Here is a 23197-nt window from a genome sequence, read left to right as displayed (position 1 = left end):
TCATGGTACCCGTCTCCCCTGAATAAAGGATGATATTTAAATTTTGATGTTAACCCCTCATTCCGCCGAAGATTGAAGTACGGCCGCGATGCCCAGAGGACATGGGACTGACTCTCGGTTCGGGGCGATTCCGGTGTACCGACGGGGCCGATTCGGTCGACGTGACCGCACTCCACACGGCCGAGACGGACCGTGATCGATCCGGAGGGACTGCCGATGCTTGAGTCCCCGGACCCGGACTCGTTGCGGGCGATCAACGACGTCTCGGTCGACGAGTACCCCCGGTTCGCACCGATCGACGTCGAGTACGACCAGCCCGAACTCGACGACGTGGCCGCGGCCACCGAGGCGGAGATCGCCGCGTTCGACCCGCTTTCCGACCTCGAACCGGCTGCCGAAGTCGGGATCACTGCGGGCAGCCGCGGCATTCACGACATGCCGACGATCCTCCGGGCGACCGTCGAGACGCTCCAAGCGCGTGGATTCGAGCCGTTCATCTTCCCGGGGATGGGGAGCCACGGCGGCGCGACGGCGGCGGGACAGCGCGAGATGCTCGCGTCGCTCGGCATCACCGAGGAGACGATGGGCTGTGAGATACGGTCGTCGATGGCGGTCGAACCCGTGTCGACGACGACCGACGGGCGGACGGTCTACGCCGCGTCCGATGCGCTGGCGGCCGACGCCGTCCTGCTCGTCAACCGAGTCAAGCCCCACACCGACTTCGCCGGCGACATCGAGAGTGGCCTCTGCAAGATGGCCGTCGTCGGGCTGGGCAAACAGCGCGGTGCGGAGACGATGCACAAGTCGGCGCTGGCCCGGAGCTACGAGGCGGCCATCACCGAGCGGGCGGGCATCCTCTTCGAGGAGACGCCGGTCGTCGGCGGCGTGGCGATGCTCGAGAACGCGCGGGACCGAGCCGCACACGTCGAAGCCATCGCCGTGGACGACATCCTCGACCGTGAGCCGGAGCTACAGGTGCGGGCCAAGGAACTGCTCCCGATGCTGCCGGTCGACGACCTCGACATCCTAATCGTCGACGAGATCGGCAAGAACGTGAGCGGCACCGGGATGGACACGAACGTCGTCGGACGGATGCGGATGATCGGCGAGGACGACCCCGTAACCCCGGAGTACAGGCGGATCTACGTCCGCTCGATCACCGAGGAGTCTCACGGGAACGGGATCGGCGTCGGTCTGGCCGACGTGGTTCGGCAAGCGGCTGTCGAGGGGATCGACCCCACTGACATGTACGTCAACGCCCTCACCGGCGGCGAACCGTCACGGGTGCACCTCCCGCTTGTCGCCCCGTCGGACGAACTCGCACTCGAACTGCTCGTCGCCGCGACGGGGGTCAAGGACCTGTCTGACCTGCGGGTCGCGCGGATACGGAACACCATGGCGGTCGACGAGGCGCTCGTCTCGGCGCCCGTCGCCGAGGAGCTAGCGAACGAACCGAACGTGACGGTTGGCGATCTGCGGCCCCTCTCGTTCGACGGCGAGACGCTGGTGTCCCTGGACCGGGAGCGTTCGCGCACGGCGGCGGACGATTGAGACGAGTCGGCACCCCCCTCCTATCCGCGTCCCGAACGGGTTCGGGGCGCGCCCCGTCCGCTGGGAACTGAACGCCGGTTCAAGATCCCCGAGATCGACCGTCGAACCATGAGGCTCACCCGAAAGACGATCGCGAAGGTGATCGCCGTGGCGTTCGTGTTCAACCTCGTCGTCATGGGCGCCGGAGCGTGGTTCGCGTACCAGGAGGCACCGCCCATACCGGAGGAGGTCGTCGGTCCCGAAGGGGAGACGGTGGTCACCGGCGAGCAGATCAGGGACGGCAAGGAGGCGTTCCAGAAACACGGCCTGATGAATCACGGGTCGATCCTCGGCAACGGGGCGTACTACGGCGAGGACTACACCGCCGACGCCCTGAGATTGAAGACCCAGTACATGCGGTCGTACTACGCCCAGGAGCGGTACGACACGAACTACGGCGCCCTGCCGCCCGGCGAGCGGGCCGCAGTCGACGAGGTGGTCAAGGGGGACCTCGACGGCGAGTACGACGGCGGCAACATCGAGTACTCGCCGGCGGAACTGTACGCCCACCAGCAGGTCCGCGAGGAGTACGTCGAGCGCTACCACGAGGGGAGCCACGAGCGGGGCGTCCCCGAGGGGATGATCGACAGCGAGACGGACGCCCGCCAGTTCGCCGATTTCGCGATGTGGACGGCGTGGTTCTCCCACACCGACCGACCGGGAAGTGATCACTCCTACACCAACGAGTGGCCGTACGCACCCGGTGCCGGCAACGACGCGACCGGCGCCGCGATGACCTGGAGCGTCGTTGCCATGGTGTTGTTGGTCGCGGGGGCTGGCTTCGGCATCTGGCTCTACCGCTCGGTTCGCCTCCCCGAGCCGTCCGCCGAAGGACTCTCCGTGCCCGAGCCGGGCGACGTGAGCGTCTTCCCCAGTCAGCGCTCGGCGCTCCGGTTCGTTCCCGTCGCCGCCGGACTCTTCCTCGCGCAGGTGTTGCTCGGCGGTCTGCTCGCGCACTTCTACATCGAACGGGCCGGCTTCTTCGGGGTCGAGGAGCTATTCGGCGTCCACATCCTCCAGATCCTTCCCTTTTCGATCGCGAAGACGTGGCACCTCGACCTCGGCATCCTCTGGATCGCAGCCACGTGGCTCGGTGCGGGCCTGTACCTGCCGCCGCTGTTGACCGGTCACGAACCGAACAACCAGTCGACGTACATCGACGGGCTGTTGGCCGCGGTGGTCGTGGTCACCGTCGGTGGCCTCGGCGGTATCTGGCTCGGCGCGAACGGCTACCTCGGCGACCTCTGGTGGCTCCTCGGCAACGAGGGCTTGGAGTACCTCGAAGTCGGCAAGATCTGGCAGTTCGGCCTGCTGGCCGGCTTCGGCATCTGGGCCGTCTTGGCCGTCCGCGGGCTGAAGCCCCTGCTCGACCGCGAGCCGGTGTACGGGCTGGCACACATGATCCTCTACGCCGGCGGCTCCATCGCCCTGCTGTTCACCGCCGGCTTCTTTTTCACGCCCCAGACCAACATCGCGGTGACCGAGTTCTGGCGCTGGTGGGTCGTCCACATGTGGGTCGAGGGCGCCTTCGAGTTCTTCATCGTCGCCATCGTCGGCCTGACGCTGGTGTCGATGAACCTGCTCCGGCGACGCAGCGCCGAGAAGGCCGTCATGCTGCAGGCGCTCCTGGTGATGAGCACCGGCGTCATCGGCGTCTCCCACCACTACTGGTGGGTCGGCATGCCCGACATGTGGGTGCCCATCGGGAGCGTCTTCTCGACACTCGAACTCATCCCGCTGGTGTTCATCCTCTACGAGGCGCTCGGCCAGTACCAGGCGATGACCGAGAGCGGGGACTTCCCCTACAAGATCCCGTTCATGTTCATCGTCGCCAGCGGGATCTGGAACTTCGTCGGCGCCGGCGTGCTCGGCTTCTTCATCAACCTGCCGCTGATCAACTACTACGAACACGGCACCTACCTCACGGTGGGTCACGCCCACGCAGCCATGTTCGGCGCCTTCGGCTTCCTCGCACTCGGCATGGTCTCGTACATGCTCCAGCTGTCCATCGAGCCGGAGCGCTGGGACGGCTCGTGGCTCCGGGCGTCGTTCTGGTGCTGGAACGTCGGCCTGGCGCTGATGGTGTTCGTCTCCGTGCTCCCCGTCGGCTTCCTGCAGCTTGAGGCCGTGTTCACGGGGAGCTACGCAGTCGGTCGGAGTCTCGCCTTCTACAACCAGCCCATCGTCCAGACCCTGTTCTGGGCACGGCTTCCGGGTGATACGCTCATCATCCTCGGAACGGCCATCTACGCCGCCGACATCGTCCGCAAGCGGTTCGTCCTCCGGGGCTCGGAGAGCGATCCGGACGTGGAGGACATGGCCGTCGCGGAGGGCGTGCTGGGCGACGACTGACACCGCCGGCTGTAACTGTCTCGAGGGACGCCGCGACAACGACACGCCTTTTCGGCCCGGCCCGGAAAGACCCGGTATGGACGCGAAGCGGGAACTGACCAGCGTCGATCTCGCCGCCCTCGTCACCGAACTCGGGCGCTACGAGGGGGCGAAAGTCGACAAGGTCTACCTCTACGACGACGACCTCCTGCGGTTTCGGATGCGCGATTTCGACCGCGGCCGCGTCGAACTGTTGATCGAGGTGGGCGACGTGAAACGCGCACACGTCGCCGACCCCGAACACGTCGCGGACGCGCCGGGGCGGCCACCGAACTTCGCGATGATGCTCCGGAACCGCCTGAGCGGCGCCGATTTCGCCGGCGTCACCCAGTACGAGTTCGACCGCATCCTCGTCTTCGAGTTCGAACGCGACGACGAGAACACCACCATCGTCGCCGAACTGTTCGGCCAGGGCAACGTCGCCGTCCTCGACGAGAGCGGCGAGGTGGTGCGGAGCCTGGAGACCGTCCGCCTGAAGTCGCGGACGGTCGCGCCCGGGTCGCAGTACGGTTTCCCCGACTCGCGAATCGACCCCCTGACCGTCGGCTACGACGCCTTCGTCCGGCGGATGGACGAGTCCGACACGGACGTGGTGCGGACCCTCGCCACCCAACTCAACTTCGGCGGCCTCTACGGCGAGGAGGTCTGTACGCGGGCGGGCGTCGAGAAGACCCTCGACATCTCGGACGCCGGCGAGGCGGAGTACGAGGCCCTCTACGACGCAATCGGTCGGCTGGCCGACCGCCTCCACGAGGGCGACTTCGACCCGCGGGTGTACGTCGAGGACGACCGAGTCGTCGACGCGACGCCGTTCCCGCTGGAAGAGCGGGCGACTCTGGAGGCGGAGGGGTTCGACTCCTTCAACGCCGCCTTGGACGACTACTTCTATCGGCTGGAACGCGAACCCGAGGAGGAGACGACCGGAACCGAACGTCCCGACTTCGAGGCCGAAATCGCCAAACAGCAACGGATCATCGACCAGCAGGAGGGTGCAATCGAGGGGTTCGAGGAGCGAGCGGCGGCCGAACGGGAACGGGCCGAGGCGCTCTATGCCCACTACGACCTCGTCGACGAAATCATCTCGACGGTGCGGGCCGCACGGGCGGAGAGCGTCCCGTGGGAGGAAATCGAGGAGACGCTCGCGGAGGGGGCCGAGCAGGGGATTCCGGCCGCCGAGGCCGTCGTCGACGTGAACGCCGCGGAGGGGGCGGTGACGGTCGACCTCGACGGGATCGAGGTGCCGGTCGACCCGTCGGTGGGCGTCGAGAAGAACGCGGACGAACGCTACACCGAGGCGAAGCGCATCGAGGAGAAAAAGGAGGGCGCGTTGGCGGCCATCGAGAACACGCGCCAGGAACTGGAAGCGGTCGAGCGCCGGCGTGACGAGTGGGAAGCGGCCGACGAGGCCGACGAGGCCGACGACGACGAAGCGGAGGAACGCGACGTGGACTGGCTCTCGATGTCGTCGGTGCCGATCAAACAGCCCGAACACTGGTACGAGGACTTTCGCTGGTTCCACACGAGCGACGGCTTCCTCGTCATCGGCGGTCGGAACGCCGACGAGAACGAGGCCATCGTCAAGAAGTACATGGACGGGAACGACCGGTTCTTCCACGCGCAGGCCCACGGCGGTCCGGTGACGCTCCTGAAGGCGACGGGGCCGAGCGAGAAGGCGCGCGAGGTGGACTTCCCCGACAGCAGTCTGGAGGAAGCCGCGAGGTTCGCCGTCTCCTACTCCTCGGTGTGGAAGGACGGCCGCTTCGCCGGGGACGCCTACATGGTCGACCCGGAGCAGGTGTCGAAGACCCCCGAGAGCGGCGAGTACATCGAGAAAGGCGGATTCGTCATCCGCGGCGACCGCACGTACTTCCGGGACGTCTCCGCGAGCGTCGCGGTGGGTATTCAGTGCGACCCCGAGACGCGGGTGATCGGCGGGCCGCCGTCGGCCATCGAACCGCAGGCGGCGACGACGCTTCGCCTCGAACCCGGGAAGTTCGCCCAGAACGACGCCGCAAAACGGTGTTACCGCGAGTTCAAGGAGCGGTTCGCCGACCAGTCGTTCCTCCGGAAGGTGGCGAGTCCGGACAAGATACAGGAGTTCCTGCCGCCGGGTGGGAGCAGTATCGTCGAGGAGTAGCGCCGTCCGAGGACCGACCATCGGGAACAGCCGAGATCGGGGCGATAGCGACGGGAAACGGTGGACGCATCGGGAGGCGTTGCGAGACGTCCCGACGCGGTGAGCCGACCGCTCCGGCGACACCGTGGGGATGCGAGCGACTGTCAACCGGATATCTTTAATACCATCAGCCACATTATATGTTCGAGCAACTGCGGATCGGTCCGTCCTGCTCGCTACCATGATCAACGAATCACTCACCTACCTACGCACGAGCGACGACTGGGTAACGACGGTCCTGATCGGCGGCCTCCTGACGTTCTTCGGGTTCCTGCTCGTCCCCGTGGTCTTCGTGGCGGGCTATCTCGTCCGCGTCCTGCGGGCGACGATGCACGGCGACGACGCGCCGCCGCAGTTCGACGACTGGGGTGACCTCGCGGGCGACGGCGTCCGCGCACTCGCCATCGTCCTCGGCTACGGGATTCTGCCGGCAGTGTTGCTGGCGGTGACGGCCGTGTTCGCTGGCCTCGTCGCCGGCCCCGGCCCCCGGAGCGGCCTGCTCGTGGGTGGGGTGGTGCTCGTCGGCGGCCTGCTGGCGCTCGTGCTCGGTCTGCTGGCGGCGTATATCGTCCCCGCGGCGGTGGCGAACTACGCCGAACGGGGCCGGCTGAGCGCGGGCTTCGCCGTCGGCGACCTGCGCCCGGTCCTCACCTCGGGCACCTACGCCACGGCGTGGCTGCTGGGCTTCGTCGTCGTCTTCGGGGCGGGGGTCGTCACGGGCCTGCTGAGCGTCGTGCCGCTGGTCGGCACGTTCGTCGGGGCGTTCGTGAGCTTCTACGCGATGGCCGCGGCGTACTACATCGTCGGTCACGCGTGGGGCGACATCCGCGGGCTGGACCTCCACGACGACGACGGCGAGACGGGCGCGGAGCGGCCCGCGGTCTGAGTGGGAGGGCGGGGCGACACGGACTTTTCGGCGGGGAGCGAAGTCGAATGGCAAGGTATGTGGCCGTGGACGGCGACGCTCCAGTATGCGAATCCAGAGCCGTGGTCGCGGCGAGGAGGGGCGTACGCGGCTGACCGTCGTCCCCGAGAACGTCGACGACCTCTGGCACCTGTCTTACGTCCTCGAACCCGGCGACGAAGTGGAAGGCGACACGAGTCGGCGCATCCAGCGCGACGACGACCAGATGCGCGACACCGGTGGCGAGCGCGAACACATCCACGTCACGGTGGAGGTAGAGGACGTGGAGTTCGCTCGCTTCGCCAACCGCCTGCGGGTGAGCGGCGTCATCGTCGGCTGTTCTCGCGAGGACCAGCTCGGCCACCACCACACGCTCAACGTCGAGGAACACGACGAACTGACCATCGAGAAGCGGTTCAAGCCGGACCAGATGGAGCGCATCGAGGAGGCCGAGGCGGCGGCCGAGAACCCCGACGTGGCCATCGCGACCGTCGAGGAGGGGGAAGCACACGTACACACCGTCGCCCAGTACGGCACCGAGGAGTACGCCTCCTTCACCCGCCCGACCGGCAAGGGGGAGTACGCCCGGCCGCGGTCGGAGCTCTTCCACGAACTGGGCGAGGCGCTCGGCCACCTCGACCCCGACGCGATCATTCTCGCCGGCCCGGGGTTCACCAAAAGCGACGCGCTGGACCACTTCGACGACGAGTTCCCCGAAGTGGCCGAGAAGACGACCACCGTCGACACGTCGGGCGTCGGCGACCGAGGCGTCCACGAGGTGCTGAAACGCGGGGCGGTGGCGGACGTACAGGACGAGACGCGCATCGCCCGCGAGGCGGAACTCATCGACGAACTGACCGAGCGGATGGCCACGGGCGAGAAGGCGACGTACGGCCCGGAAGCGGTGGCCGAAGCCGCCGAGTACGGTGCAGTCGAGACGCTTCTCGTCCTCGACGACCGACTGCGCGAGGAACGACAGGGGCGCGGGGAGTGGGACGTCGACGCCGACGAGATCATCACGTCGGTCGAGCGACAGGGCGGCGACGTCGTCGTCTTCTCCGGCGAGTTCGAACCCGGGCAGCGACTGAAGAACCTCGGCGGAATCGCGGCGCTGTTGCGGTATCGCCTGGAGTAGCGAATGTCACGCACCCAGGTCGTCGGCCAGGCGTTCGTCGCGCTCGCCTGCCTCGTCTTCGTCGGCGGCGCCGCCGCACTCGTCGCGGGTGTCGTCGGCGCCGATGCCGTGATCCCGCTCGGCGTCGCGGGACTCGTCTGTGTCGGCGTGGGCGGCGCACTGGCCCGTCCGCGCTGACTACTCCCGCCCCGTCAGCGCCTCGCTGGCCGGGGACAGGGAGAGCTGCTGGCCGAGGTCGGCCGCCCGTGCCTTCTCGTAGAGCATCGCGGCCGCGGCCGTCGTCTCGATTCCCGTGCCGCCGCTGTCGAAGACGGTGATCTCCTCGTCGTCGGTGCGGCCCACCGTTTCGCCGGCGACGACGTCGCCGAGTTCGGCGTGACAGTGATCCGCCCCGATCGCGCCGGACTCGACGGCGCCCATGTACGATCCGGCGTCCTGCGCGAGTCGCGCACGGAGGTCGACCACGTAGGTCGCCCGAGCGACCGTGGTGTCGTCGAGTTCGCGTTTCTTCGGGTGGTACTGCCCCATGGCGGTGACGTGGGTGCCGGGATCCAGCAGGTCGCCGTCGAACACCGGTTCCGAGGCGTTGGTGGCGGTGATCACCACGTCCGCCCCCTCGACGGCGGCGGCGCTGGAGGAGACGGCGGCGACGCTGCCGTCGAGGTACCGGTCCATCTCGCCGGCGAAGGCCTCGCGGCTGGACTTGGTGGGTGAGTACACCCACACGGTCTCGAGATCGCGGACGGCGTCGACGGCGCGCAACTGGCCGCGGGCCTGTGCCCCGGAGCCGAGGACGGCCACCGCCGAAGCGTCCGGTCGTGCGAGGGCGTCGACGCCGACGGCCCCCGCCGCGCCGGTCTTGAACGGGTTCATGCTCGCGCCGTCGACGAGGGCGAGCGGTTCGCCCGACTCGGCGTCGAACAGCGGCGTGACGAACCAGGCGTCGCCCGCGCCGAAGCCGGCGCTGTACATGTACCCGCCCATCGCCCCGGTGTCGGGGAGGACGGCGGCGTAGGAGGTGAACAGCCCCGGTGGCTCGTCGTTGTACAACGCCGTCCGGGGTTCGGCGGGCGCCCCCTCGCCGCGCTGGCGGTACCCCTCGCGCACGGCGTCGACGTACTCGGCCGGAGTCGCTAGCCCCGCGACGTCCTCACTCGACAGAAACAACGTATCGGTCATACCCACCAGTGCGGGCGGCGGGCAGTTATACTATTGGCCGCGGAGTCCGGAGCACGGAGGGGTGAGCCGGACCGCCCACTCGGACGGACCGTTGTCCGGCGGTCGCCACCCCCGTGGTCGGCGACTGCCGGGAACCGGTGGCGAGGATCCGACTCAGTCGGCGTTGACCGGGCCGTGGTCTGTCGCCGACTGCGTCGGCACTTCCTCGACTGGGGTGGGAACGGGACTGTTGACGAACAGCGCGTGGCCCACGACGAGGGCGGCCGCACCCGCGCCGGCCGACACCGCCGTCAGATAGGCGACGCCGACGGCACCGAGAACCGCGGTGATGCCCACGAGGGTGACCGGAACGAGGCCGAGAACGTAGTCGTAGTAGCTTGTCATGGGAACCATCCACACGATAATATCGATGGCAGTAACATAGTTCTTTCGCGTAGGCAGAGACAATCCCAGATGACACTTCGAAAAAACCACTCCATAAGTTATAGGTGGCCGAAGACGAGAGCGTACCCACACCGACGATTATTATGTTTCATTCGAAATCCTAGTAGGAATTAAGTCGGTAGGCGTCGTTTGCCCACCCGTGAACGGGAACGACCGGTCGATTGTGGGATTACTGATGGTGGCACACGGGATGGTCCACACCTACGAACTCTCCATTCCCATCTTCGTCTCCATCTGGCTCGCCGAGTTCGACGTGATCGGCGTCGCGGGACTGGAGTTCGGCGTCACGCAGGCCACCCTCGGACTGCTCGTCACCGCGGGGTACGGCCTGTTCGGACTCGGCGCGCTTCCGGGCGGTGTCCTCGTGGACCGCCTCGGTTCCCGACGGCTCATCGCGGCCTGCCTGTTCGGCATGGGCGGTTCCTTTTTCCTCCTCGGCGTCGCTCCCGACCTGCTCTTCGTGACGTTCGCCCTCCTGCTGTGGGGCGTCGCCGCGAGCGTCTACCACCCCGCCGGCCTGACTCTCATCAGCAAGGGCGTCACCGAACGCGGGACCGGCTTCGCCTACCACGGCGTGGCCGGCAACGTCGGCATCGGCCTCGGTCCCCTCCTGACCGCCGTCCTCCTCCTCGTCTTCGACTGGACGACGGTGGCGACGGTGCTCGCGGTACCCGCCGTCGTCGCCGGCCTCTACGCGGTTCGCGCGGAGTTCGACGAGACGGCCGCCGTCGACGCGATTGGTGCGGACGGCGGTGTCGACGCCCGCTCCGAAGGGGGTGTCGACTCGCTGGCGGAGTTCGTCACCGAGTCGAAGACGCTCTTTGCCGGCGCCTTCGTCGTCGTCTTCGTCATCGTCATGGCGAACGGCCTGTTCTACCGCGGAGTGTTGACCTTCCTGCCGAACCTGCTCGAGGGACTGCCCGGCTTCGAACCCGTGCCCCTCTCCGCGTTCGTTCCCGGGGTGGAGACGGGCGGCCGCACGCTCCGGCCGGAGCGGTACTTCTACGCCGGACTGTTGCTCGTCGGCGTCGCCGGGCAGTATCTCGGCGGGAAACTCACCGACCGATTCCCGGCCGAGTACGGCATCGCGGCCGTCTTCGCCCTCCTCGCCGTCTTGGCGCTCGCCTTCCTGCCGGTTGCGTCGCTCGGCATCGTCCCCCTGCTCGTCTTCGGGGCGCTGTTCGGCGCCACGCTGTTCACCGCACAGCCGCTCTATCAGGCGACCGTCGCCGACTACTCGCCCGCCGGCACGCGCGGTCTCTCCTACGGCTACACGTATCTCGGCTCGTTCGGCATCGGGGCGCTCGGCGGCGCCGTCGCCGGCGGCGTGCTCACCTACGCCGACGCCGGTACCCTGTTTCTCGTTCTCGCGGGCTTTGCCGTCGTCGCGTCGACTGCGGCGCTCTATCTCGTCCGGCGGGGCTGACGCCGACTACCGGAGCTTGAAGAAGGCCGTCCGCCAGAGCGCGAGGCCGACGAAGCCGACGACGAGGGAGATGACGACGAACGACAACTGGATCCCGCCGTGGACGAACGGCGTCGCCCGGATACCCAGCGCGATGGCGTCCGCGACCAACCACGCCCGAAGTGCGAGCGGTACGGCGGCTTTCGCCGACTCCGCGGCGCCGGGCGCGTAGGCGCCGAGCAGCGGAGCGGCGACGATCCAGCCGATCAGAAACGGCGCGATGGTCGCGAGGAGATAGCCGGGGTTCGTGGTGACGATACCGAGGCCGTTGTGGTGGACCGTACCCGCGCTGAAGAGAATCGCGACGACGATCAGGTCGCCGACCGCGAGTGGCGTCGCACGGCCGTCGAGACGGCGGTCGAAGAAGGCAGCGACTGCGTTTGCCATACCCGCGCTTTTGACTGCGGCCTAATGGCTCCCTCGTTTCTTCCCGAGGACCGTGAACGCGAACCCACGGTCGAGGACCGAGGGAGTCAGGCCGGCGTCCGCGACGGCGCTCGCCGTCGCGTCGGGATCACGGAACGTCGAGTCGAAGCCGACGAGTCGCTCCGCCGCGACCAGCGCCCGCCCCCGAAGCGTCCCCGGATCGTACTCCCGGACGACGAGGACCCCGTCCGGACGGAGGACCCGCGCCGCCTCCGCGAGCGCGGCCGCCGGGTCGGGGAGGTGATGCAGGGCGTCGAGGACGACGACGGCGTCGACGCTCCGATCTCGGAGGGGGAGCCGCCCCGCGTCCCCGCGCACCGCCGCCGTTCCGCGCTCGGCGGCCCGCCGGAGCATCGGTCCCGAGGCGTCGACGACGACGGCCTCCGGGGCACGCCACCCGGGACGTCCCGGCGCGGTCACCGCCCGTGCGGCCCGCCCGGTACCCCCCGCCAGATCCAGCACCCGTTCGACGGGGCGATCCGCCCGCGCCAGGCCGGTCCAGAGCGGTTCCGGGTCCGTCTTCGGTGCGAACCGGTCGTAGAGACGCGCGATGCGGTCGAAGAAGCGGACGTCGCCGGGGCCGTGCATACCCACGAGTCGATCGCCGAGCGCCAAAGGTTTCGGGGCCACACGCGAAGGGAACGCATGGACTACGCCGTCCTCGGGTGGCCGCCGGACGCCCCGACGCTCCGCCTCGACTACCGCCGCTTCGCCTACGCGGGCAAGTTCGTCCTCGGGTCGACGGGCAAGGCGGTCGTCCGCGACCGGACGGGGGACGGAAGCGGGGAACGGTGCGCCTCGGGGAGTCCGTCGAGGGTCGAAAACGGCGAGTTCGACGACGGCGTCCTCGCGGCCGCGTCGTTCAGCGCCGACCGCACGGAGAGCGACCGTCTCGTCGTCCGCTACGTCACCGTCCGCGAGGATCGCCGGGGCAACGGCCTCGGTTCCCGGCTCCTGACCGTCGTCGTCGACCGGGCCGCAGCGAGGGGCTACGACCGGGTTCGCATCGCCGTCAACAACCCCGCAGCCTACCGGGCCGCGTACCGCGCCGGCTTCGCCTTCACCGGGGCGGAGACGGGGCTGGCCGAACTCGTCTGTGAACGCCCTGCGGCACGCCCCGCGGACCGCCCCCCAGCGCAGTACCGGGAGGGGCTGGAACGATACCGTGGGCGCGACCTGACCGAGGGGCTGGCGGGCCGACTCGACGACTGGACCGAGAGCGGTCCGCCGGCAGTCGTGAGCCGGCCGGCCGGGGTCGACGCCGCCCGCGAACGGGTCGAGTCGGGTGGAAACGACCGCGAACCCGGACGTTGAAAGCCCGCGCCCGCGTAACGGTTACCTGATGGGCAACGCAGACCTCCGGCAACTGGCCGCCCTCTCGGACGTGGCCTGGGACGAGGTGGCCGACAGCGTCGTCGCCGTCGACGCGCACAACTGGCTGTATCGCTATCTCACGACGACGGTCAAGTGGACGAACGACGAGGTGTACACCACCGCAGCGGGCGAGGAGGTGGCGAATCTCGTCGGCGTCGTCCAGGGACTGCCCAAGTTTTTCGAACACGACCTGACGCCCGTCTTCGTCTTCGACGGCGGCGTCACGGAGTTGAAGGACGGCGAGGTGGCGGAACGCCGCGAGCAGCGAGAACGCGCCGAGGAGCGACTGGCGGCCGCCGAGGAACGCGGCGACGCCGTCGAGGCTTCCCGCCTCGAAGCACGAACCCAACGACTCACCGACGTGATTCTGCAGACGACCCGTGAACTGCTGGCGCTACTCGACGTTCCGGTCGTCGACGCCCCCGCCGAGGGCGAGGCACAGGCGGCACACATGGCCCGCCGCGGCGACGTCGACTACGCGGGCAGCGAGGACTACGACACCCTGCTGTTCGGTGCGCCGCTGACGCTCCGCCAACTGACGAGCAAGGGGACTCCGGAGCTGATGGATCTGGACGCGACCCTCGACCGACACGGGATCAGCTGGGAGCAACTGATCGACGTGGCCATCCTCTGTGGCACGGACTTCAACCCGGGCGTCGACGGCGTCGGGCCGAAGACGGCGCTCGCGGCCATCACGGAACACGGCGACCTCTGGAGCGCTCTGGAGGCCGAGGGCTGGCAGGTGGCGAACGCCGACCGGGTGCGGGCGCTGTTCCGTGACCCGCCCGTGACCGACGAGTACGAACTCGACACCGACATCGACCCTGACGTCGACGCCGCCCGGGAGTACGTCGTCGGGGAGTGGGGCATCGACGCCGACGAGGTGGCCCGCGGGTTCGAGCGCATCGAGGACGCGCAGGTGCAGACGGGACTGGATCGCTGGACCTGAGACGGGTCGTTGTACGTCAGTACCGGTGGGTCGCCGACCCGTCCTGGCGACCCACCGGTAAACAGGTACAACACTCCCGATGAGCGGGCCGACGCCGTCCGGAGGCGCAGGGGGCTTTTTTACTGCGGCCCGCGAGTGTCGTCACCATGTCGGAGTTTCGGCCGTCCCGCTATCGGCTCGGCTGGTGGAGCCTGGGCATCGCGCTCGGAGCCGCGCTCGTCTACGTCGTCTACTCCTTCGTCGGCACCTTCGTCTTCGGCGTGTTCATCTACTACGCCACGCGGCCGATCTATCTCCGCCTGCGGCGGGTGATCCGGCCCGCGAGCCTCGCGGCCGCGATCTCGCTGTTCGCCCTCGCCCTCCCCGCGCTCTTGCTCGTGGTGTACGCCCTGAGCATCGCCCTCAACGAACTGCTGAAGTACGTCAACAGCGGGGCGTTCGATCCCACACGATGGCCACTCCTCGACGAGGAGACGCTCGGCAGCATCGCCGACCCGGCGACGCTTCTCACCCTCGATCCGGAGCGATATCTCTCCGCCGAGGGGTTCCGGTCGCTCCTCTCGTCGCTCGGCTCGGCAGCCGACACGGTGGCCTTCCTCGGCATCGGCGCCGTCCACCTGTTCGTGATGCTCGCGCTTGCCTTCTACCTGCTCCGTGACGGGGGGCGACTCTCCCGGTGGACGCTGAGCCGCTTCGGCGACGACCGGGGCATCCTGGAGTCCTACGCCCGCGCCGTCGACCGGGATTTCAAAGGTATCTTCTTCGGGAACATCCTCAACGCGGTGCTGACCGGGAGCATCGGTGTGCTCGCGTACTCCATCCTGAACGTCTACGCCCCGACCGGCCTGCGGATCCCCGCCGCTCCGCTCGTCGGGTTGCTCGCGGGCATCGCGAGCCTCATCCCCATCGTCGGCATGAAACTCGTCTACGTCCCGGTGGTCGTCTACCTCGCCGGACTCGGCATCCTGACCGATCCGACCGCGCTCTGGTTCGTCGCCGTCTTCGCCCTCGTCTCGTTCGTCGTCGTCGACACCATCCCGGACCTCGTGCTCCGACCCTACGTCTCGGGCCGGAGCCTCCACGTCGGGAGCCTGATGATCGCGTACACCTTCGGTCCGCTGCTGTTCGGCTGGTACGGCATCTTCCTCGCACCGATGCTTCTCGTGTTGATCGTCCACTTCACGCGGCTGGTGTTGCCGGAACTCCTGCAGGCACGACCCATCCAGCCTTACGCGGTGGATCCGGGGAGTCTGCCCGGTGTGGATGTCGACGCGACACCCGACGGTAGCGAGGACGACGCGGCACCGCAGGACTGACACGGTTGCAACGATCCGAACGAGCGCGTTCGGGGCACGAACTGGGGCCGTCGCTCGTGGTGTAGCTACAAAAGGAAAGCAAGCCACGCGAAAATCGCGTGGAAGCTTGCCGCCCTGAATTGGTCCCCGCTGACGCTTCGGCCCTCCAGACGAAGCGTCACCTGATACTCCGGCATCTGATATCATAAAGGTACCGCCTCGCCGCTACAGATGTTCCTCTTCCAACACCCAACCCAGCGCCCGCTTGTAGTGGGTGAACAGTTGACGGACGCCCTCGTGGCGCATCTCTTCGTCGGCGAGTTGGTCCTGGAGGAACTCGTACTGCTCGCGAACCTCGCTTTCGTCGCGCATAGCGATGGGTTGGGCCCCGGCCACCTGTATCCTCGGGGGTGGAGCCACCGGAACGCCGACCTTTTGTCGCCGCCGAGCGAACGACGGACATGAAGGTTCGCGGCCGACGGGAGTGTCAGGACTGTGGCTGCCGGTGGTCGTACTACGGAACGGGGAGCGTGGCGTGTCCGGAGTGTGAGAGCCTCCGCAGCGTCGGCGTCGACGCGGACCGGACCCTGCACACGGACGCCCCGGTGACGCTCGATCTGACGCCGTACCGCACCGCCGCGGCCAACGACACGCTCCCGCAGGTGGTCGACGACTGCAAGCGCGACCTGCGGGCGTACGTTCGTCGCCGCGGCTTCGTCGACGGCGGCACCCTCCAACCGCTCGACGGTACCGTCGTCGCCGCCAGCGAACTCCTGCAGGTGATCGATCGGTTCCACCGTCGCCGGTCGCCCAGCGACGCGGCACACACCTACCTCCTCGCCCTCCTCCGCGGCGCCGACCAGGGCGAGCGCCCGGGACCGGAGTCGGTCCCCGACAGTCTGGCCGCGGCGCGCGGCCTCGGCGACGCGAACGCCGTCGACGCGTATCGTCGCGACCTGTTGGAGTGGCTGGACGAACATCCCGACGACGCTGGGCGGCGGACGCTCGGAACCCTCCGCGAACGGTGCAAGCGGGTGGAGGCGCTCCAGGGCGACGTGCCGCCGGAGGAAGCGGAGTCCCTGGTGCGGGCGGCCCGCGAGGTTGGGACGTACCTGATCGACGGCGACGAGTCGTCGCTGGTCGGGGCGCAGAATCGACTGGCCTGATTACGGTAGGTCGACCGGCACGTCCGTCTGCCGACTCGTCGCCTTGACCGTGTTGTAGAGGAGCATCGCGCGGGTCATCGGCCCGACGCCGCCGGGGACTGGCGTGATGGCCCGCGCCTTCGGTTTGGCGGTTTCGAAGTCCACGTCGCCGACGAGCGTCGACTCCCCGTCGCGTTCGACGCGGTTGACGCCCACGTCGACGACGACGGTGCCCTCGCTGATCATCGATCCGTCGACGAGTTCGGGGACGCCGACGGCGGCGATCACCACGTCCGCGCGACGGGTCTTCTCGCCCAGGTCGTCGGTCCGGGAGTGACAGACCGTCACCGTCGCGTTGCCGTAGTCGGCTTTCTGGATCAGGAGGTTGGCGAGGGGTTTGCCGACGATGTTCGACCGACCGACGACCGTCACGTCCGCACCCTCGGTCTCCACGTCCGCGGCGTCGAGGAGTTTCAGGACACCGTGGGGCGTACAGGGTTTGAACACGGGGTCGCCGGCGACCAGTCGGCCGACGTTCTCGGGGTGGAACCCGTCCACGTCCTTCGCGGGGTCGATGGCCCGGATCACGTCCCGGTCCTCGATGTGGTCCGGGACCGGCATCTGGACGAGGATGCCGTTCACGTCCGGGTCGGCGTTCAGGTCCGCGACGGTGTCGAACAGTTCCTCCGCGGGCGCCTCGGGGTCGAGTTCGACGTCCCGCGCCTCGATGCCGACCTCCGCGCAGTCCTGCTGTTTCATCGAGACGTACGTCTGGCTCGCGGGGTCGTCGCTCATCAACACGGTGGCGAGCGTCGGCGTGACGCCGGCGTCGTCGAGCGTCCCGATGGCGCCCGAGAGGCCGTTGCGTACGTCCGCCGCCACCGCGTCGCCGTCGATAACGTGGGTCATGCTCGAACCGCGACCCCGTGTACTCTTCAAGCCTCCGTTTGGTGCAGTATCGGCCCGTGGGAGTCACGGGAGAGGTTTTTTACACAGGCCGCCGAACCCACGTTCATGTACGAGAACATCCTCCTCGCCACGGACGGGAGCGTCGCCTCGGAGAACGCCATCGGACACGCCATCGGCCTAGCCGACCTCCACGACGCCATGCTCCACGCGCTCTACGTCGTCGACAGCGACGTCTACTCCGCCTATAGCGGCGACGAGTACGTCGACGAGCACGAGGGACCGGAACACGGCCTCGAAGAGGTCGGCGAGGAGGCGCTGGCGACGGTGACGGAGCGGGCGGCCGACCGCGGCGTCGAAGTGATCGAAGCGCTCCGACACGGCCGCCCACACGAGGAAATCGTCGACTACGCGGCCGACGAAGGGGTCGATCTGATCGTCCTCGGGACGCGCCGACACCCCGAGGAGTACCGGAGCCTCCTCGGCTCCGTCACCGACCGCGTGGTCCGACTGGCCGACGAACCGGTGGCGGTGGTCAAGACGCCGGTGAAGTCGTAGCGCGAGACGGAACGCGGTCGTCGACACACCGGTTGCGTCCGAGCCTCCGGCTACGCGTGGTCCGGCGGCTCCTTCGGCGGCAGATAGAGGGACACCGTGTTCCCCCGGGGGTCGCCGGTCTCTATTTCGAGTTCGCCGCCGAGCGATTCGATGCACCACTTCATGACGAACAGACCGACGCCGGAGCCGTGGGACGTGGGGGTCGTCTCCTCGCGGTCGTCGAGCGCGCTCAGTTCGGCGGCCGGTATCGGCGGGTTGTCGTCTTCGATCCGGATCTCGACTCGCCCGGTGTTCGGCGACGGACCGACTACGACCCTGACGACCCGCGTCGCCTCCCCGCCGTGGAAGATGGCGTTTTCGAGCGTGTGAGCGACGGCGTGGGTGAACGAGTCGTCGACGTGGGTCCACATCCGCTCGCGTTCCGTGATCGTCACCGTCGCGGCGGGATGCTCGGCCGTGAGGTCGTCGGCCACGTCCCGTATCACGGTGGCGACGCGGCGGCGCTGCCTCTCGCCCGTCCGTACCATCGCCTGCTCGATCTGTGTGACCGACTCGGCCATGCGACCCAGATCGGCGGCCGTATCGCGGACGACTGCGACTGCCTCGCGCACCGGTTCGGTTTCGGCGTGGGTCGCGATCCGTTCGCTGTGCCCCGTGAGAACGTTCGCCTCGTTTCGGAGGTTGTGCCGCAGGAGTCGCCAGAACAGTTCCTCCCGGCGACTCGTGTGGTACGAGTCGGTGATGTCGCGCACTTCGGCACGGACGAGAGTCCGCTCGTCGGACGCTCGCCGAGAGAGATAGAGCCGGACCCAGACGAGTTCACCGTCGCCCCGTTTGACCCGCCAGATGAACTCCTGTCGCTCCCCCGAAGCGCTCGCACGGAGCCGGTCGAGGAACTCGTCCTCGGAGAACGCGTGCGTGTTCGCGGTGTACGTCCCGACCGACAGCTCACGTAGCTCGGCAGTCGGGAATCCGAACATCGACTCCAGCCTGTCGTTGGCGTCCAGAACCGTCCCGGTGTCCGGGTCGTACAGCGCGACGCCGACGTGGAGGTCGTCGTACGCCGCTCGGAGTCCCACTTCGGTCTGACGTTGCATCGGGATTCGTCCGACGACAGCCGACGATATATCCGTTACTAGGAGACCTATATACGCCGACGGTGTGCGGTTCGCGGACGCCGTTACTCGTACAGCGGGTGGGCCGCACAGAGGTCGTCGACGCGGTCGCTCACTTCGGACAGGACGGCCTCGTCCTCGGGAGCGTCGAGGACGCGGGCGATCAGATCACCCACCTCGCGGGTGGCCTCCTCGTCGAACCCGCGGGTGGTGAGCGCGGCGGTTCCCGCGCGGATACCGCTGGGATCGAACGGCGACCGGGTCTCGCCGGGGACGGTGTTACCGTTGAGGACGATACCCGTCGAATCGAGGGCGTCCTCGGCGTCGCCACCGGAGAGGTCGGGGTGGGAGTCCCGGAGGTCGACCAGCACCAGGTGGGTGTCGGTGCCGCCGGAGACCAGCGAGAGCCCGTGATCGGCGAGCGTCTCGCCGAGGGCGCGGGCGTTGGCGACGACCCGTTCCGCGTACTCGGTGAACGAGGGGTCGAGCGCCTCGCCGAAGCCGACGGCCTTGCCCGCGACGTTGTGCATCAACGGGCCGCCCTGCACGCCGGGGAAGACGGCGTTGTCGACGGCATCCGCGTGTTCTTCGCCGCACATGACGATGCCGCCGCGGCCGGCGCGGATGGTCTTGTGCGTGCTGCCGGTGACGAAGTCGGCGACGCCGACGGGCGAGGGGTGGACGCCCGCGGCGACCAGCCCGGTGATGTGAGCGATGTCGGCGACGTGGTAGGCGTCGACGGCGTCGGCGACGGCGTCGATGCGCTCCCAGTCGACCTGCCGCGGATAGGCGGAGAACCCCGAGACGATGGCGTCGGGGTCGAATTCGTCCGCGAGTTCGGCGAGCCCCTCGTAGTCGAGGTAGCCGGTCTCGGGGTCGACGCGGTAGTGTTCGACCTCGAACAGTTGCCCGGCGAAGTTGGCGGGGTGGCCGTGGCTGAGGTGGCCGCCGTGTTCGAGTTCGAGCGAGAGGATGCGGTCGCCGGGGTCGAGGACGGCCGTGTAGACGGCCATGTTCGCCTGCGTGCCGCTGTGGGGCTGGACGTTGACGTGTTCGGCACCCCACAGCTCCGTCGCCCGCTCGATGGCGAGTTCCTCGACGGCGTCGGCGTAGGCACAGCCGGCGTAGTACCGCGCACCCGGGTAGCCCTCGGCGTACTTGTTCGTCAGCGCGCTCCCCTGGGCGTCGAGGACGGCACGGCTCGCGTGATTCTCCGAGGCGATCATCGAGAGCGTGGTTCGCTGGCGCTCGATTTCGCCTTCGAGGGCGTCCGCCACCGCCGGGTCCGTCGCACGGACGTGATCGTGGTCCATACGTATCGGCGGCCCAAGCGACGCATAAAACTGTCTCTCCACCGGGACTGTACCCTTCGACGGCCGTATAAAAATTAATCAGCCGGTGAAACAGAAATTACTCTCTTGCGGGACCCTCTCGTCGTTAAAATTAAATACGGATACGGCGATATTCACGCTATGGCTGCCGGGGCGAACCTGCACGGCTGGGACTTCGAGGAGATTCTCGAGACCGTCTTCGAGTCGGCCGACGAACTGTTGTTGGTCGATCCGACGGCGGAGGCGGTGCGAGCGCTGACGACCGTCACGACTGGGGCAGTCGATCCACCGTCGATTCGGATGCTGGCCGATTCGGGCCTGTTGAAGGACGTGATGGACGACTTCGTGGTCGCGAGCAACGCCGCCGACCACGTCGCCGCCGGTACCCTCGCGGTACGGACGGGCGGTACGGGGAGTACGAACACGCTCGTCGTCACCGAGGAAGCGGTGTGGGCGCTGGTGTCGGTCGGTGACCGCGTGGCCGCACTCGGCGCCGACGACGGGGGGTTCGTCGACGCCGTTCGGGAGACCTACGGCGCCCAGTGGGACCCCGCCGCGACGTTCGACCTGCGGACGCCCCCGCTCTCGCGAGTTCGCGAGACGCTTGGTGCGGAGATCGGACAGGACGTCCGTGCGGACTTCGACGCCGCACTCGAGGCGCTGGACCGCGCCCGCGACGCCGCGACCGAGTTCGACGAGGTGACGCTCACGCTCCTCGTCGCCGCCCACAACGACGTCCTCCTCTACGACATCAGCAAGTGGGGCGAGGACGTGGGGATCGCGAGCAAAGCGACGTTCTCGCGCACCAAGACCACCCTCGAAGACGAGGGCCTCATCCGGACCGAGAAGGTGCCCATCGACGTGGGGCGCCCCCGCCTCCGCCTGAAACTCGACGAGGACCGCTTCGACGAGGTGACGCCGGCGGAACTCGCGGCCGTGACGCTCAACCAGTCGGCCTGAGACGGGCTGTCGTCGGTCAGGACTGGCCGTCGCCGTCACCGTGGTCGGCGACGGTCGGGACACGGTGACGACGATCCGTACGAGCGGACGCGTTCGTCCCGGACTTCCGACCACTTTTGCCTCCGGGGGGCGTCGGCGGTTCCATGCAGATCGGTATCGCGGGGAGCGGGCCGGCCGCCGACTCGGTCCGGGCCGCACTCGACGACGTCGACGCGACGGCGACGACGACGACCCCCGGTGAGCTCGGATCCTACCCTCTCGGCGTCGTGATCGCACCGGCGGGTGCACCGGCGTTCGAGGCGGCCGACGACGCGGCGACCCGGTGGCTCGCCGTCGAAATCGGCGGCCTCGGCGGTGTCGCGCTCGGGGATCTCGACGCTACCGTGACCGTCTTCGCCGACGGCGTCGGCTATCGCGACCTGCGGGCACGGGTTGACTCGGCCGTCGACGACGGCGGCGACGGCGAGGAGCGACGCGCCTCGGGAAGTCGGAGCGCCGTCCGCCTCGCGGGTGCCGTCGCCGGCCACCGCGCCGTCTCGCTGCTCTCGGGGGCGGACCTCGCGGGCACCGTCGTCGAGGTGCCCGGCGGCGAGCGACGGGTGCTCGCGGTTCCCCGTCCCGAGGACCGGGACCGGGATCTGCGGCACACGCACCGCGACGTCCCGCTCGACGACGCCGTCGGCCGGGCCGAACGCGCCGTCGACGACCGGGTCGGACTCCTCACGCAGGTGGGCGAACGCGAGTCGTTCCCGGCCCCCTACTACCTGGCGGCCACCGCCGATACGACCGCCTACAGCGACGCCCGGGCGGCGGCGTACACCGCCGGTGTCGACGACGACTGGGACCGCGCGTTCGTGAAGGCCCTCGGCGAGGGTCTCGAACGCTACTGTGCCGGCGTCTATCGGAATGAGGAGTTCGAGACGGCGCCCCCCTCGCAACGGGCGCGGGGCGTGTCGCCGGCCGCGTTCGTCCGCCCCGACGGCCGGTCGGTCGACCCCGAAGAGCCGGTACCGTGGGTCCCGGGCGAAGACTTGCGGACGGGCGAGTCCGTCCCGTTACCGGCGGAGTTCGTCCACTACCCACCGCCAGGGGGGCATCGTGAGCGACATCGGCCGGCGATCACCACCGGCCTTGGTCTCGGCAACGCCGGCGTCGAGGCGCTCCTGTCGGGGCTGTACGAGGTGATCGAACGCGACGCGGCGATGCTCGCGTGGTACTCGACGTACGATCCGCTGGGCCTGTCCGTCGACGACGGCGGGTTCGCGGCACTCGTGGACCGCGCCCGAGCCGTCGGGTTGTCCGTGACGCCGGCTCTGATCACCGCCGACGTGGACGTCCCCGTCGTCGCCGTCGCGGTCCACCGCGAGGGGGAGTGGCCACGGTTCGCCCTCGGGTCGGGCGCCGATCTGGATGCGACGGCGGCGGCCCGGTCGGCGCTCGCGGAGGCGCTCCAGAACTGGATGGAACTCCGGGCGATGGGTCCCGATGACGCGGCGGCCGAGGAGGGCGCCATCGGCCACTACGCCGACCGGCCGCCCGCGGCCGAGGCGTTCGTCGACGTCGACGACGGGGTGCCGGCGGCGAGCGTCGGCCCCGACGAGGTACCGACCGGCGAAGCGGAACTCGACGCGGTGGTCGACCGCGCCACCGAGGCGGGGCTCTCGACGTACGCCGCCCGACTCACGACGGAGGACGTTGCCGCCCTCGGGTTCGAGGCGGTCCGCGTCCTGAGCCCCGAGGCCCAGCCGCTGTTCGTGGAGGACCCCTACTTCGGCGACCGGGCCGAGACGGTTCCCCCGGACCTGGGCTACGAACCCCGCCTGGATCGGCCGTTCCACCCGTATCCCTGAGTCC

General features: G+C 68.7%; 23 protein-coding genes. 15 read left to right on the top strand and 8 right to left on the bottom strand.

The features are described 5' to 3' along the window. The first annotated feature begins 101 nt into the window (after positions 1 to 101). The 7 genes from V8686_RS07270 (at position 102) to V8686_RS07240 (ending at position 8373) form a co-directional block, all read left to right on the top strand. Positions 102 to 224: a hypothetical protein gene (locus tag V8686_RS07270; RefSeq protein WP_379703304.1), complete on the top strand. Its 123-nt coding sequence runs from the start codon at positions 102 to 104 to the stop codon at positions 222 to 224. Continuing rightward, positions 217 to 1551 carry a nickel pincer cofactor-dependent isomerase, group 22 gene (locus V8686_RS07265; protein ID WP_379703302.1) on the top strand — a complete coding sequence of 445 codons (1335 nt, stop codon included), beginning with the start codon at positions 217 to 219 and terminating at the stop codon, positions 1549 to 1551. The genes V8686_RS07270 and V8686_RS07265 overlap by 8 nt, the downstream gene beginning before the upstream one ends. A gap of 108 nt (positions 1552 to 1659) precedes the next feature. Further along, positions 1660 to 3942 carry a nitric-oxide reductase large subunit gene (locus V8686_RS07260; protein ID WP_379703301.1) on the top strand — a complete coding sequence of 761 codons (2283 nt, stop codon included), beginning with the start codon at positions 1660 to 1662 and terminating at the stop codon, positions 3940 to 3942. Between the two features lie 76 nt (positions 3943 to 4018). After that, entirely contained in the window at positions 4019 to 6118 is a 2100-nt protein-coding gene (rqcH, locus tag V8686_RS07255; protein WP_379703300.1) for a ribosome rescue protein RqcH, read from the top strand. 220 nt (positions 6119 to 6338) lie between these two features. Beyond that, positions 6339 to 7043, top strand: a complete 705-nt coding sequence (locus tag V8686_RS07250) for a DUF4013 domain-containing protein (RefSeq protein WP_379703299.1) — start codon at positions 6339 to 6341, stop codon at positions 7041 to 7043. An 85-nt stretch (positions 7044 to 7128) separates the two neighbouring features. Next, on the top strand, positions 7129 to 8196 hold the full coding sequence (locus tag V8686_RS07245; RefSeq protein ID WP_379703298.1) for an mRNA surveillance protein pelota: 1068 nt from the start codon (positions 7129 to 7131) through the stop codon (positions 8194 to 8196). Positions 8197 to 8199: 3 nt separating this feature from the next. Next, positions 8200 to 8373, top strand: coding sequence for a hypothetical protein (locus V8686_RS07240; protein WP_379703297.1), 174 nt, complete (start codon positions 8200 to 8202; stop codon positions 8371 to 8373). Here the strand turns inward: V8686_RS07240 and V8686_RS07235 are convergent, their stop codons facing one another. Beyond that, the gene (locus V8686_RS07235; protein ID WP_379703296.1) at positions 8374 to 9375 is read right to left on the bottom strand and encodes an ornithine cyclodeaminase family protein; all 1002 of its coding nucleotides are present in this window, start codon (positions 9373 to 9375) and stop codon (positions 8374 to 8376) included. A gap of 153 nt (positions 9376 to 9528) precedes the next feature. Further along, positions 9529 to 9768, bottom strand: coding sequence for a hypothetical protein (locus tag V8686_RS07230; protein ID WP_379828672.1), 240 nt, complete (start codon positions 9766 to 9768; stop codon positions 9529 to 9531). Positions 9769 to 9958: 190 nt separating this feature from the next. Between V8686_RS07230 and V8686_RS07225 the strand changes: the two genes are divergently transcribed. After that, entirely contained in the window at positions 9959 to 11245 is a 1287-nt protein-coding gene (locus tag V8686_RS07225; protein WP_379703294.1) for an MFS transporter, read from the top strand. Positions 11246 to 11251: 6 nt separating this feature from the next. Here V8686_RS07225 and V8686_RS07220 read toward each other — a convergent pair whose 3' ends face one another. Beyond that, positions 11252 to 11671 carry a DUF3054 domain-containing protein gene (locus V8686_RS07220; RefSeq protein WP_379703293.1) on the bottom strand — a complete coding sequence of 140 codons (420 nt, stop codon included), beginning with the start codon at positions 11669 to 11671 and terminating at the stop codon, positions 11252 to 11254. Between the two features lie 21 nt (positions 11672 to 11692). After that, positions 11693 to 12298 carry a class I SAM-dependent methyltransferase gene (locus V8686_RS07215; RefSeq protein ID WP_379703292.1) on the bottom strand — a complete coding sequence of 202 codons (606 nt, stop codon included), beginning with the start codon at positions 12296 to 12298 and terminating at the stop codon, positions 11693 to 11695. 57 nt (positions 12299 to 12355) lie between these two features. On the opposite strand from V8686_RS07215, the gene V8686_RS07210 reads away from it, so the two are divergent. From V8686_RS07210 to V8686_RS07200, 3 genes are all read left to right on the top strand, one after another. Beyond that, positions 12356 to 13024 carry a GNAT family N-acetyltransferase gene (locus V8686_RS07210; RefSeq protein ID WP_379703291.1) on the top strand — a complete coding sequence of 223 codons (669 nt, stop codon included), beginning with the start codon at positions 12356 to 12358 and terminating at the stop codon, positions 13022 to 13024. Positions 13025 to 13052: 28 nt separating this feature from the next. Further along, positions 13053 to 14033 carry a flap endonuclease-1 gene (gene fen / locus V8686_RS07205; RefSeq protein WP_379703290.1) on the top strand — a complete coding sequence of 327 codons (981 nt, stop codon included), beginning with the start codon at positions 13053 to 13055 and terminating at the stop codon, positions 14031 to 14033. A 146-nt stretch (positions 14034 to 14179) separates the two neighbouring features. After that, positions 14180 to 15349, top strand: coding sequence for an AI-2E family transporter (locus V8686_RS07200; protein WP_379703289.1), 1170 nt, complete (start codon positions 14180 to 14182; stop codon positions 15347 to 15349). Between the two features lie 204 nt (positions 15350 to 15553). On the opposite strand, the gene V8686_RS07195 is transcribed toward V8686_RS07200, so the two are convergent. After that, positions 15554 to 15700 (bottom strand): hypothetical protein, encoded by a 147-nt coding sequence (locus V8686_RS07195; protein WP_379703288.1) that lies wholly within the window; start codon positions 15698 to 15700, stop codon positions 15554 to 15556. A gap of 89 nt (positions 15701 to 15789) precedes the next feature. Here V8686_RS07195 and V8686_RS07190 point away from each other — a divergent pair, with 89 nt between their 5' ends. Next, positions 15790 to 16494: a DUF7117 family protein gene (locus V8686_RS07190; protein ID WP_379703287.1), complete on the top strand. Its 705-nt coding sequence runs from the start codon at positions 15790 to 15792 to the stop codon at positions 16492 to 16494. On the opposite strand, the gene V8686_RS07185 is transcribed toward V8686_RS07190, so the two are convergent. Then, entirely contained in the window at positions 16495 to 17382 is an 888-nt protein-coding gene (locus V8686_RS07185; RefSeq protein ID WP_379703286.1) for a tetrahydrofolate dehydrogenase/cyclohydrolase catalytic domain-containing protein, read from the bottom strand. A gap of 105 nt (positions 17383 to 17487) precedes the next feature. On the opposite strand from V8686_RS07185, the gene V8686_RS07180 reads away from it, so the two are divergent. Further along, a complete protein-coding gene (locus V8686_RS07180; protein WP_379703285.1) occupies positions 17488 to 17937 on the top strand; it encodes a universal stress protein in 450 nt (149 codons plus the stop codon). A 50-nt stretch (positions 17938 to 17987) separates the two neighbouring features. On the opposite strand, the gene V8686_RS07175 is transcribed toward V8686_RS07180, so the two are convergent. Both V8686_RS07175 and V8686_RS07170 read right to left on the bottom strand, forming a co-directional pair. After that, on the bottom strand, positions 17988 to 19034 hold the full coding sequence (locus tag V8686_RS07175) for a PAS domain-containing sensor histidine kinase (RefSeq protein ID WP_379703284.1): 1047 nt from the start codon (positions 19032 to 19034) through the stop codon (positions 17988 to 17990). Between the two features lie 83 nt (positions 19035 to 19117). Beyond that, the gene (locus V8686_RS07170; RefSeq protein WP_379703283.1) at positions 19118 to 20365 is read right to left on the bottom strand and encodes a serine hydroxymethyltransferase; all 1248 of its coding nucleotides are present in this window, start codon (positions 20363 to 20365) and stop codon (positions 19118 to 19120) included. Positions 20366 to 20524: 159 nt separating this feature from the next. On the opposite strand from V8686_RS07170, the gene tbsP reads away from it, so the two are divergent. Beyond that, on the top strand, positions 20525 to 21343 hold the full coding sequence (gene tbsP, locus V8686_RS07165; RefSeq protein ID WP_379703282.1) for a transcriptional regulator TbsP: 819 nt from the start codon (positions 20525 to 20527) through the stop codon (positions 21341 to 21343). Between the two features lie 143 nt (positions 21344 to 21486). After that, positions 21487 to 23193, top strand: coding sequence for a YcaO-like family protein (locus V8686_RS07160; protein WP_379703281.1), 1707 nt, complete (start codon positions 21487 to 21489; stop codon positions 23191 to 23193). The last annotated feature ends 4 nt before the right edge of the window (positions 23194 to 23197 follow it).

The organism is Haloplanus litoreus, from assembly GCF_045690335.1.
In the GTDB taxonomy this organism is placed as follows: domain Archaea; phylum Halobacteriota; class Halobacteria; order Halobacteriales; family Haloferacaceae; genus Haloplanus; species Haloplanus litoreus.
This window is presented reverse-complemented; position numbering and strand designations above follow the sequence as displayed.